This is a genomic window from Shewanella sp. DC2-4 (genome assembly GCF_013248875.1).
GTDB classification, from domain to species: Bacteria; Pseudomonadota; Gammaproteobacteria; order Enterobacterales; family Shewanellaceae; genus Shewanella; species Shewanella oncorhynchi.
Map to the genome: position 1 here is coordinate 3,819,906 of NZ_JABRVR010000002.1, position 11,960 is coordinate 3,831,865.

Below are 11,960 nucleotides of genomic sequence, written 5' to 3' on the forward strand. Positions count from 1 at the left end.
CTTATGCGACTTAGCAAAACGTTATGTAGCCTAGCTTTGCTTTTTATTGGACTATTTGGACTCGGGGCCTGTAACGGCCCTGCGGACGAAGATAACGGTGGCACAGATGCCACTGACGGTATCTATAAACTGTCTATCGACTTTAAAACCTTATCGGGTTCTGAATGCGGCAGTGTTACTTCACTCCAAAGTTTCCCTAAAAACACAGGCTTTTGCGCAGTCGCGAAGTTAAAGAAAGGCTCAGCTACAGTGAGCAATCAGAAAGTAGACTTTACGACAGACCTTGGTGTATTAACACCTAATAGCAAACTAACAGACAATAACGGTGAAGCCATTATTATCGTTAGTAATCCTGATTTACTTGTCAATGCAGGGATAATTACTGCAACGACAACCCCAAATGATTCCACAACGGCGCTAACAGCTACCCGCAATTTTGAGTTTTTAAGTGCTAGCGATGGTACTTCTCCTGCTGCACCCAAACTCAGCGCCAGTATTTTAAACAGCTCAGCCTTAGTCACTCGCTTTAAAGTCGATGAGTCGGTGCAATTACAAGCCATATTGCTCGATAGCGAAAGCAAAGGTATCGAAGGCGCTAAAGTCACCTTTACTGCTGGTTCAGCGGCGCTCAATCCAACCAGTGCGTTGACCAACACTCAAGGTATTGCGCAGGTGCCCTATACGCCAAGTGCAACTGAATTAGGGGCAAATGCCTTAACAGTCACTGTGGACTATCAAGGTCAATCGCTGCAAACCAGCAGTTTGTATGAAGTCTTGAGTAAAGATGCCGTCAATCAAGAAGGCACGCTGAAACTCGGCTCATTCAATGGCGCTGACTTTACCGAAGGTAAACTGGCTAGCACCTTAACCGCCGATGCCGATGGCGCATATAAAATCAGCGCAGGCGGTAGTTTTGGTGTAAGTGCAAGTTTAGTATTAGAGGCCAATGACGGCACGGTTACGCGAGTGCAAACACCCTCTTCCATCAGCTTTAGCTCAGATTGCACCACAAACAATAACGCCACACTCGATACCCCAGTTACGACTTTATCGGGTAATGCAAGCTCGACCTTCCAAGACACAAGTTGCAGTGGTAACAGTGGACGTAGCGACCAAATCATCGCCACGACAGTGGCGGGGAATCAAACGCTCACGGCGAATTTCCTATTCACACTGCAACGCCAAACGCTTGCCAGCTTAAGTTTTGAGTCGGCAGAGCCTGCACAAATTCGCATCAAAGGTGCGGGCGGCACAGGTTCAAGCGAATCCTCTTTAGTCAGCTTCAAAGTCACCAGCGCCAATGGCCAACCCGCAGCGCAACAGAATGTCAGCTTTACCTTAGATACGGTTGTCGGTGGTTTAAGTTTTGCCAATGGCACTGCGAATGCGCAAAGCCTGACTAACTCCCAAGGTATCGCCAGTGTGCGCGTATTATCCGGTACAGTCCCCACGCCAGTGCGCGTAGTCGCTACTGCAGTTGATACTGATACTAAAGAAGTTATCACTAGCCAATCAGAGCAACTGACCGTCAATACTGGCTTGCCGCAACAGCTTGGATTTAGTCTATCAACGACAGTATTCAATCCAGAAGCAGGTGACTTTAATGGTGAAACTGCAACGATCACCATACGAGCCTCCGATAGTTTTGGTAATCCAGCGCCCGATGATACTGCTGTCAACTTCACGACAGAAGGTGGCCAGATCCCAACATCATGTTTAACTAAAAATGGGACATGTAGCGTTGTTTGGACTTCACAAACTGCACGAGTACCCGATCACCGCATCACGATTCTCGCTTATGCCTTAGGTCACGAAACCTTCTTCGATACCAATGGCAATAACATCTTTGATGATGCTGATGTTAGTAAAGACATCAATGGCACGCCTGTGCCTGACTTGGCTTGTTTAACGAATTCAGGCGTTGTGAAAAAATGCACAGGCAATGGTATGGACATCGAAGCCTATCTTCCTAGTGGTTTTAGTGATCTAGGTGATGCGTTTAGGGATGACAATGAAGATGGCATTAGGAATTCAGCCGAACCATTTTGGAATACTCAAGCAAAAGAATATAGTTTTGCCGATGGTAAATTTAACGGTCCACAATGCGAAAGCGCACTCTGCGGCAAAGGCCAAGCCAATAAAACCTATATCCGCAAAGCCTTAGTAATGAGCATGTCAGGCTCACAGGCTTATATCAGTGTGATGCAAGACGGTGTGTTATTGCCGAGTGTGAATGACATCAAGCCTGTGGCCGTTGGTGCTAGTTCTGAGTTTGTAGTATTTGTCCACGACAGTGCGAATCAAATCATGCCAGCTCAGACAAGTATCGAACTTTGCGTGGATTGTGCTGGAACGCCTAAAACCTTCGAGGTTCCCAATACTGTGTATGCGAAAGGCAGTCTAGGTTCACCACTGAAATTTACGGCATCGGCCAACACCAGCGTATCGGTGAAAGTCACGACCCCTAAAAATGTGGTCACTGATAACTTAGGTTTCACAGTGCCAGCGCTTTAAAACGTGATTAAGCAAACTAAAAAGACCCGCGAATGCGGGTCTTTTTATTGGAGGATTTTATTAGAGGATGACAACCCACGGCCCTTAGATCTACTACACATCTTTAGTTATAGCTGTGCATCTATGAGCCATGACTCTCACTAATTTTATAGCTCTTAATTTTGTAGCTCTACTGCGCGGCGTAACCGGAAACTACGTAAAGCCAAATACAATGCTCCCACAGCCGCCCATATAAGCCCCAACTCTAATGATTGTGGCTCTAAGTTCACCCAAAGCACGCCAATAGTACCGGCGCCACACAATGGCAAGACTAAGTATTGTAAGTGGTCTCTAAAAGATTTATTACGTCGATCCCTTAGGTAAAACTGCACAATCACGGCTAAGTTCACGAAGGTGAACGCCACTAAGGCGCCAAAGTTAACTAAGGCTAAGGCCATTTCCAAATCAAATGAGACGGCAGATAGCGCAAGTGCGCCCACCAACAAGACATTAAATGCAGGGGTTCGCCATCTAGGATGGATATAAGCAAACCCTTTACGTGGCAACATATTATCCCGCCCCATCACATATAAAATCCGCGCAACCCCAGCATGGGCAGCCATACCGGATGCCAATACAGCAACGGTGGTCGCGACTAATACGATGGACTGGAATAGATTACCACCCACATAGAGTGCAATTTCAGGCAATACCGCATCAAGCTGTTGAAAGCGGGAGATATCGGGGAAATAGAGCTGCAAAAAATAAGACACGCCAACAAAAATCACGCCACCGAGCAAAGCCGTCAACACAATCGCGCGAGGAATAACACGTTGAGCATCTTTAGTTTCTTCAGTCAGTGAACTTAACCCGTCAAAGCCGAGGAAGGAGAAACACAGAATCGTCGCCCCTGTGAATAATGGCGCCATCGCCATATTATCGGCATAAAATGGTCGCACACTCGCGATGACACCTTCGCCTTCACCGAGGGAAATGCTATAGGCCATTAGACCAATGAACACCACAATAATGGCGATCTGTGCAAACACTATCACCCCATTAAAGTTCGCGACGAGATCAATCCCCTTGAGATTAAGCAAGGTCATTATGGTCACAAGAGCGAAAATAAAGATCCAAGGTTCGACGCTGGGAAACATGGCGGTTAAATAGATTTTTGCGAGCAACATATTGATCATTGGCATAAACATATAGTCCAGCAGCGATGACCAACCCACCATAAAACCAACATTCGGGCTAAAGGTTTTTTGAGCATAAGTGTAGGCTGAACCCGCATAGGGATATTTACGTACCAAATGACCGTAACTAAACGCGGTAAATAAAATCCCTGCCAATGCGAATAGATAAGACGTAGCCACATGGCCAGAGGTGATCTCGGAAACAATACCAAAGGTGTCAAAAACGGCCATAGGCGTGAGATAGGCAAGCCCCATCACCACCACTTGCCATAAGTTGAGGGTCTGCTTCAAACCCGGATTTTGTTGGCTCATCAGCACACCCCCATTGTACAGGGTTGAACACCTAAGCACGCATCTGCAATTAGTTTTTGCTTGCGGCTAACCGTCTGCACTCTAGGTTTAATGGCTAACGCAACAACTTGATTTACAACAACTACCGACAATCCGGTACACAACAGCCCCATTGGTCTTTCCTCAGTAAAATAGGTTCAACTGAACCTCATATCATTTCCGGATGTTTACCGGCCTCAATTGTTTTAAAACACATACGCCATAAATAAAAAATAACCGAGATACTGAGTATCTCGGTTATTTTTTCGGCGCGCATTCTCCCCCAAAACCAACAAGAAGACAACCCAATAAAAATATTAAGTGATCCGCAATCTGTGATGGCTTAGCGAAAAACGACAGAATCCAAGTACAAGACTTGATATCAGCTCACGATCCTCAATCTGCTTTAATCAGAACCAATATCTCCCTTTGTCGATACATTAGAAGAATCACCAGCAGCACTGCGCAGCAAGGTTTGTAATTGTTGTAGCTCGAGTCTGATGGCTTTCAACTCCTCGTGCATTTGTCTTTGTTCCTGCTCCAAGACTTGTTTGTCCTGCTCACGCTCTAATGCATGCTCTTCGTCACTGAAGGTTTGCATGGTATTGACGATAATCGCAATAAACAAATTTAGCATAGTGAAAGTAGCCACCAGAATAAATGGCACGAAAAATACCCAAGCATAAGGGTAAACTTCCATCACTGGCCGCGAAATTCCCATAGACCAACTTTCAAGCGTCATTATTTGAAATAGGGTATAAAACGAATCAGCAATGGTGCCAAACCATTCCGGAAACGTACCACCAAAGATTTTGGTGGCGATCACCGCAAACACATAATAAATCAACAGTAATACCGTGGCGATCGATGCCAGTCCTGGAAGTGATCCCAACAGAGCTGACACGACCCGTTTCATTGATGGCACAATTGTTAACACTCTCAGCACCCGCAACACCCGTAGCGAACGCAGTACAGCCAGAGGCCCAGATGCAGGGATCAGTGCAATCACTATCACAGTAAAATCAAACACACTCCAAGGGTCTTTAAAAAATTTTCCCCTATAGGCATAAATCCGCAGCAATAACTCCACGACAAATACACTCAGCAGCACCTTATCAAGACTCATCAACAAAGTACCGTATTGCGCCATCAGGCTGGCTGAGGTCTCCATACCTAACTGCACCGCGTTGATTAAAATCAATGTCAAAATAAAATGACCAAACCAGTTTTGCTCAACCAAGCTAATCACTCGTGCCTGCAAACCCGTTGGTGCGTTAAGTAAAGATGTACTCATGTCGACTCCTATAATCACAATTGCGGCGATTGTAGCGAGTGCGCTTTCAGATGCCCAGTTTTTACGGTGGGTTAAATAACAACAGGGTTAAATGCAGTGGATTGAGCAAGATTTGGATAATATGAACAGCAACTTTTATGAGGGGGTGGGTAAAACGTCATTACGTCCTCAGTAAACGATTAACACTCGCCAATAAATATAAATCTAAGGTATCGCTAAAAACTAATGGGTACCAATCAGCAACAATCTCGCTCGACGCTTAATCCCCAACATCGCTAGGCCGAAAAAGACCGCAAATAAGCCCCAGAGTTGCAGCCATTTTGGCATCACACTCGCCCAACTTGCGCCCATTTGATTGAGTTCTAGCATGCCCATAATCGCGGGTACCGCGGGAATAAACTGTGAGCCGAGTACTAAAGGTTCTGGGATCAACGCTATCGGCCACACAAAACCTGACACAAATAAAATAGGCATAGAGATCAGCAGTAGCACTTGGGTGGGTAAATCGCGGCGGGTGAACAAGGTGCTCATGGCAATACCTGCGGCGGCGGTAGCCAGTAAAAACGGCAATAACCACAGCGCAACTAAACCAAGGCTCGCTTGAATACTCACGTTATACCAGTGATAACAATAGCCCACATAAAAGCTGGTAAAGAAGATATAAATCAACATGAAAGCAAGAATACGACCACAGACTAATTGCACCGGTGACACCTGCTGCCAATACCCTTTATGCCGCCATTGCCCAGCCCCTAAAATGCCAGTACCTATGAGTAAGGTTTGGTGCAAAATCAGCAAGAACAGTCCAGGTACCACATAGGGCGTATAACCTAGGCTCTGGTTAAAGGCAGGTACACTGTTAAGATGAAGCGAGTTTAAACTCTCTTGGGCCTGCTTAGGATTTTGTCCTTGAGCAAGCATGCCAATCAATTGCACTTGTTTTCCCGCATCCATTCCAGCGCTAACTAAGCCTTCAACAACCGCGGAATAAATCAAAAAGTAACTAGCATCACCGCCATAGCTTAGCGTCACACCTTTACCAAGCAATAAATCGCGGCGGAATCCTTCTGGGATCACGAGTAAGCCGTGGGCCTTACGCGTCTCAATAAAACGCTTCGCCTCGGTAATCGAACCGACTTGACCTATGACTTGAATTTTTGCGCTGGCATCGGCATGACGGATCAATTGACGGCTTAGGGAAGAATGGTCTAAGTCCACCACGATCAGTTGTTGCTCGGTCGGCACTTGATTCAGATAGGGCAAAGGATACAAAACCGAATAAAACAGTACACCGCCAAATAAAGTCACAGCAATCGCTTTATCGCTAATAATGGCCTTAAATTCAGTGAGGATCAGTCGCCACAGACTGAGCTGACGTGGTGTGTTTGCGTGTTCGCTATTGGATAAATTCATCCTATTGCCCCTTCGCAGATATAGCTGCGTCCGAGTCATAAACCGTCACTGAAGCATTGGTGTTAACTGTGATAGGCAGTAATTTACGCGACAGGAAATATATCAAAGGTATCAGACAGATAAAGCCCCAATAGCTGGTGATTTGGCTCGCTACACTTGGCCAAGTGGCGCCATAACTCACGATACTAACATGGGACTCAATATAATGGCTCGATGGCATGATAAGTCGCCACCACTGGGCTAATTGCGGCATTTCGTGAGTCGGAAAAGTAATGCCCATAAAGGCAAACGCTGGCGCAAATAAAGCGGTACAAAAGCTGATAACCCGCGCACTGTCACGCATCACTACAAATATTAATAACACTAAGCTCCAGACTGCCAATAACATGACTAATTGCGCGAGCAATAATAGGGCTAAACTCCCCGCCATCGGCAGAGCAAGATACAAATACAGCCAAGCTAAAATAAAGCCGCCCTGCAGCATCAATATCGGCGTAAACAGCACCATTTTCGCCCACACCTTAGGCCAAAAATGTTCAGTTAAGAGATTCGACATGCCATCGGCCTGAGTGGTAGGCGCTAAATGCAGCTCTCGATTTAAGCTGTTTGCCATCACTAACATAGATAACAACTGCCACAGCGCAATCAGCACTGGCGGTACTAAGAAACCTATGTAATTGTTATTTCGGTTAAACAGGGCTGTTGTTTGGCTTTTGACTGGGCTTAAATTCACTGTGACTTGGGATTTCGGTGTACCATTTGCGAGCTGCTTTAAACCCGCCACTTGCTGTAATCCGTCGCCTAAACTCAGCTGAATTTGGCTTGAAAGTAACTTACCCACCAGCAAAAATTGACTGTTGTAGCGCACATCAATTGTAGGTTTATGGCCTGTAAGTAAATCCTTTTTCATATCATAGGGAAAAACCACAATAGCGTAGACTTTCGCCTGTTGCATCGCGCTTATCGCCGAGGATAAGTCGGTAAAACTTTGCGGATCGGTAACTGGATTTGCCTTAAGCTGACGAGTCAACATGCGGCTCAATTGACTATGATCTTGGTCGACAATCGCCACGGGCAGTTGCCTTGGCAGACCTGCACTGAACAACCACCATAAGCATAAAATCCCCAGTAGTGGAATATAACTTATCAGCGCTAACTGCCAAGGGTCATGCCATAGGGCACGCAGCTCACGGCGAACTAACGCTGTGAGCAACGCCATAAAGCTTATGCTCGATGGCTGTGATTCGCCCTTAATCTTGTCCGCCGCGTTGGCGTGAGGCGTACGTTCAGTCACGACTTTTACTCACTACGCAGCAGCACAGACATGCCGACACGCAGATCGGTAATCGGCTGGTTTGGACGCAATTCCACTTCAAAGGTTCGCATATCAAAATCATGGCCACTTTCGGTCGAACGCCAAGTGGCAAACTCACCCATCACACTGATATGGGACACAGTAAAATCCACATCCTGCCCGAGTGCCGGAATCGTTAATTGAATTGTTTGACCTTTTTTGAAACGTTTAAGTTGGTCTTCTCGCACTTGGAACACGGCCCAAGCATCCTGCATATCAATCAAACTAACAATCGGAAAACCACTGGGAGCCAATTCACCCGCCTGTAACAGCACGTCGCTGATCTCACCCGATTTAGGTGCGCGCATTTGGCTATCTTCCATAATGGCGCTAACTTCTTTCACTGCACCTTCAGCCTTACGGGCATTACCTGCCGCAGCCACTTTGGTTTCCGCCCGCGCACCTTCCTCGGCCATTTGGTACATGGCTAAGGCCGCTTGTTCTGTGTATTTTGCAGCTTGCCATTGGGTAAAGGCTTCATCGCGTTTTTGTCTTGCCGCCACACCTTCGTTAAATAAATTTTCGACTCGGGTATAAGTGGTTTTAGCGAGCGTTGCCGCCGCCTGCGCCTTGAGCCATTGCTCCTTGGCTGCCATGACTTCTTGGCTGCGAGCACCGTTGTTGGCTTCTAGCTGCATCGCCTTAGCGGCATCACGGCCACCTTCGGCCTGCATTAACTTTGCATCTAGCTCAGGACTGCGGATCGCAAATAATAAATCCCCTTGGGCCACACTATCACCGCGGCGCACGAGCACTTGCTCGACTCTGCCTGGCACCTTGGACGAAACATTGTACTCACGGGCTTCAATCTGGCCCTGCAACAAACTCGGCTGCGGGCTATAAGCGAGCTTGAGTCCATAGGCTAAGATAAGGCCTAATGCGACCAACGCCACAAGGGCAAGTATTCTGTTAGCGCGCATTGTTTGTCTCCTGCACTTGGGTAGGGGCTGTGGTACGACCGATAAATTCATCTAATTGACCACTGATGGCCATTAATCTGGCATAGGCTTGCACATAACGATAACGGGCAGCCAATTGCTGAGTTTTCACTGCGCTCAGTTTCAGCTCCGCATCGACTCTGTCGATAGAGGTTGAAAGCCCTTGATTAAAGGCGATTTCCCTAAGACGCAGGTTTTCAATAGCAAGTTCGAGCGAAGTATCGAGCGCCGTCACTTCTTCCTCGGCCTGTAATAATTGGCGATAGCTTTGATCCACCAGCAGGCTCAAGTCTTGTTTAGTTTGTGCCTTGGTATAACGAGCTTGTAAGAGTGCACTTTTCGCCGCTTCGACCTTACCGCTACGGCCATCGCGGCTGATCAGTGGTACATTGACCCCAACCCCAACCATCCAGTCAGGTGTGATGCTCGTCAAGAGTGTGTCCTCTTCATACAAGGTGTAGTTACCGAAGAGGAAAACCGTTGGATGGTATTTACCTTTTTCCAACGCTATTAAACCGTTCGCTTGCGTTTCTTTCGCTTCGAGCAATTTGAGCGCCGGATGTTGGCTCAGGGTAATTTGGCTGAGTTGAGCGAATGAAGGAGCCTGTGGCAGTACAAATAAGGGAGAATTTGTGCTCACCTGACTTTGCTGTAGCATACGTGCCAGCGCGATCACTGCCATTTCGTGTTGCCGACGAGCACTGCCTAAATTGACTTTAGCATTGTCTAGGGCGACCTGAGCATTGAGGCGCTCAACCTTAGCAATTTGCCCTTCGCGCTCTAGTGCTAAAGCATGATCAACATGCTTAGTTAACGAGCCAACCAGATCAGTCTGAGTATTCACCAATGCCAACGTCACATCGACAGCGTAATATCTATCCACCAGCAGGGTAAATAAATCACGAGTAGCCAATTGTAATTCTTGTTGCTTCTCGGCCACCATAGCCGCGTGTATACCTTGAGCCGCAGTGATCTGTCCGCCCGTATAAATCGGCCACATTGCCTGTAAGCTGGCGCTAAAAATATCTTGTTCACTTAAGGGCAGCGGCGGAATACCCGCAATAATGCCGCCAAGCGATGGCGGGATAGAAATCACAGAATTTAATTCTTTCAGATCAAACTCAATCGGTTTATCCAAATGAATATAGTTACCGCGAATGTCTAATGAGGGCAAATTTAAGCTCTCGCCCGCCTCTTGTTCCCCCTTAGCGCGGTTAACTTCCTGCGATTGTGCTTGCAACTTGTCGCTCACCTTCAGCACTTGCTGCCAAGCATCAGTAAAGCTAATCGGCTGAGCATAGCCAGCCGAAGGCAATGATAATAGGCACAGCCATACTACACGTGATAGTTTCATTAACACCTCTAGAGTAGTTACTCTAATTTCCTTTGCGAATGATAACATTCATGGTGGGTAGCGACTAGAACCCATAAGCGTAAGGTTCTAGGTTTTATGCTGTTCCGCCCACGGTGAGCTTATCGAGTTTTAGGGTCGGTTGACCCACACCCACAGGCACACTTTGACCATCTTTACCACAAACGCCCACTCCTTGATCTAAAGCCATATCGTTACCGACCATAGAAATCTGGCTCATAGCCTCAGGGCCATTACCGATTAAAGTAGCGCCTTTAATGGCTTGAGTCACTTCACCATTTTCGATCAAATAGGCTTCGGATGCTGAGAACACAAACTTACCCGAAGTGATATCGACTTGACCACCGCCAAAGTTAGGGGCGTAAATTCCCTTCTTCACTGACTTAATAATCTCACTGGGATCTGACTCACCGGCCGTCATATAAGTATTGGTCATACGTGGCATAGGCAAATGTGCGTAGGATTCGCGGCGACCGTTACCCGTTGGCGCAACACCCATTAAGCGAGCATTGAGTTTGTCTTGGATGTAACCCTTTAAAATACCGTCTTCAATCAATACGGTTCTTTGGGTTTGTACACCTTCATCGTCGATACTCAGTGAACCACGACGATTAGGCAAGGTGCCATCGTCGACCACAGTCACTAACTTAGACGCAACCTGCTGGCCGACTTTGCCGCTAAAGGCACTGCTGCCCTTACGGTTAAAGTCGCCTTCTAAACCATGTCCAACCGCTTCATGCAGCAATACGCCGGGCCAACCATTACCTAACACCACTGGCATTTCACCCGCTGGCGCATCGATGGCATTTAGATTGACCTGCGCTTGACGCACGGCTTCGCGGGCAAAGGCGAAACACATAGGTAAACCTGTGTCATCGCTTGCCATTAAAACACCGTAGTCATGACGACCACCACCACCAGCGCCGCCACGTTCACGTTTACCGTTTTCTTCCAAAATCACGCTACAGTTAAAACGCACCAGAGGACGGATATCGGCCGCAAGAGTGCCATCACTCGCAGCAACGAGGATTTCTTCGTGCACACCAGCAAGGCTAACCACCACTTGAATAATCCGGCTATCTAGACTGCGAATAAAAGCATCGGCTTCTTTCAGCAGGTTGATTTTTTTGACTTCTTCCATCGCCGCAATCGGATCTAAGCTGTCGTATAACGCCAATGCTTTTTGACGTTTAAAGGCTTGTACTTGAGTCTGCTCACCCGCACTAGCAATGCCACGGGCAGCCTGTACTGCAGCGCTTAAGGCGGCAGGAGTGATGTCGTCGGCATAGGCGAAACCGGTTTTTTCACCGCTGATGGCCCGCACGCCCACACCGCGTTCAATATGGAAACTACCGTCTTTGATGATGCCGTCTTCCAGCACCCAAGATTCGTGGCGACTACCTTGAAAATAGAGATCGGAATAATCGATTTTGTGCTGATGTATGGTGTTTAGATAGGTTTGCAGGCCATCTAACGCTAACCCATTCTTCAATAAACTTTGCTCTACTTGTGCTAAAAATGGCATCTATGCTCTCTTTGACCCCAAGGGATCTTGATATTCTGAGTGTAA

8 protein-coding genes are annotated in these 11,960 nt (G+C 47.1%); 1 reads left to right on the forward strand and 7 read right to left on the reverse strand.

Annotated features, from left to right (window positions below; genetic code table 11):
* The first annotated feature begins 3 nt into the window (after positions 1-3).
* Positions 4-2,514 carry an Ig-like domain-containing protein gene (locus HQQ92_RS17340; RefSeq protein ID WP_173247141.1) on the forward strand — a complete coding sequence of 837 codons (2,511 nt, stop codon included), beginning with the start codon at positions 4-6 and terminating at the stop codon, positions 2,512-2,514.
* A 155-nt stretch (positions 2,515-2,669) separates the two neighbouring features.
* Here HQQ92_RS17340 and HQQ92_RS17345 read toward each other — a convergent pair whose 3' ends face one another.
* The 7 genes from HQQ92_RS17345 to tldD form a co-directional block, all read right to left on the reverse strand.
* The gene (locus tag HQQ92_RS17345; protein WP_173247144.1) at positions 2,670-4,001 is read right to left on the reverse strand and encodes an APC family permease; all 1,332 of its coding nucleotides are present in this window, start codon (positions 3,999-4,001) and stop codon (positions 2,670-2,672) included.
* A gap of 424 nt (positions 4,002-4,425) precedes the next feature.
* Complete coding sequence (locus HQQ92_RS17350; protein ID WP_173247146.1) at positions 4,426-5,313, reverse strand: ion transporter; 888 nt, start codon at positions 5,311-5,313, stop codon at positions 4,426-4,428.
* Positions 5,314-5,535: 222 nt separating this feature from the next.
* Complete coding sequence (locus HQQ92_RS17355; RefSeq protein ID WP_173247148.1) at positions 5,536-6,726, reverse strand: ABC transporter permease; 1,191 nt, start codon at positions 6,724-6,726, stop codon at positions 5,536-5,538.
* A gap of 1 nt (position 6,727) precedes the next feature.
* Positions 6,728-7,945 carry an ABC transporter permease gene (locus tag HQQ92_RS17360; protein WP_173248704.1) on the reverse strand — a complete coding sequence of 406 codons (1,218 nt, stop codon included), beginning with the start codon at positions 7,943-7,945 and terminating at the stop codon, positions 6,728-6,730.
* 80 nt (positions 7,946-8,025) lie between these two features.
* Positions 8,026-9,000, reverse strand: coding sequence for an HlyD family secretion protein (locus HQQ92_RS17365; protein WP_173247150.1), 975 nt, complete (start codon positions 8,998-9,000; stop codon positions 8,026-8,028).
* Positions 8,990-10,372 carry a TolC family protein gene (locus HQQ92_RS17370; protein ID WP_173247152.1) on the reverse strand — a complete coding sequence of 461 codons (1,383 nt, stop codon included), beginning with the start codon at positions 10,370-10,372 and terminating at the stop codon, positions 8,990-8,992. The genes HQQ92_RS17365 and HQQ92_RS17370 overlap by 11 nt, the downstream gene beginning before the upstream one ends.
* Before the next feature lie 94 nt (positions 10,373-10,466).
* Positions 10,467-11,915, reverse strand: coding sequence for a metalloprotease TldD (gene tldD, locus HQQ92_RS17375; protein WP_113940074.1), 1,449 nt, complete (start codon positions 11,913-11,915; stop codon positions 10,467-10,469).
* Positions 11,916-11,960 lie beyond the last annotated feature (45 nt).

Bases quoted from the DNA above. Each gene is read 5' to 3' on its own strand.
- HQQ92_RS17340 (WP_173247141.1), top strand. From the start codon at position 4: ATGCGACTTAGCAAAACGTTATGTAGCCTAGCTTTGCTTTTTATTGGA.
- HQQ92_RS17345 (WP_173247144.1), bottom strand. From the start codon at position 4,001: ATGAGCCAACAAAATCCGGGTTTGAAGCAGACCCTCAACTTATGGCAA.
- HQQ92_RS17350 (WP_173247146.1), bottom strand. From the start codon at position 5,313: ATGAGTACATCTTTACTTAACGCACCAACGGGTTTGCAGGCACGAGTG.
- HQQ92_RS17355 (WP_173247148.1), bottom strand. From the start codon at position 6,726: ATGAATTTATCCAATAGCGAACACGCAAACACACCACGTCAGCTCAGT.
- HQQ92_RS17360 (WP_173248704.1), bottom strand. From the start codon at position 7,945: ATGGCGTTGCTCACAGCGTTAGTTCGCCGTGAGCTGCGTGCCCTATGG.
- HQQ92_RS17365 (WP_173247150.1), bottom strand. From the start codon at position 9,000: ATGCGCGCTAACAGAATACTTGCCCTTGTGGCGTTGGTCGCATTAGGC.
- HQQ92_RS17370 (WP_173247152.1), bottom strand. From the start codon at position 10,372: ATGAAACTATCACGTGTAGTATGGCTGTGCCTATTATCATTGCCTTCG.
- tldD (WP_113940074.1), bottom strand. From the start codon at position 11,915: ATGCCATTTTTAGCACAAGTAGAGCAAAGTTTATTGAAGAATGGGTTA.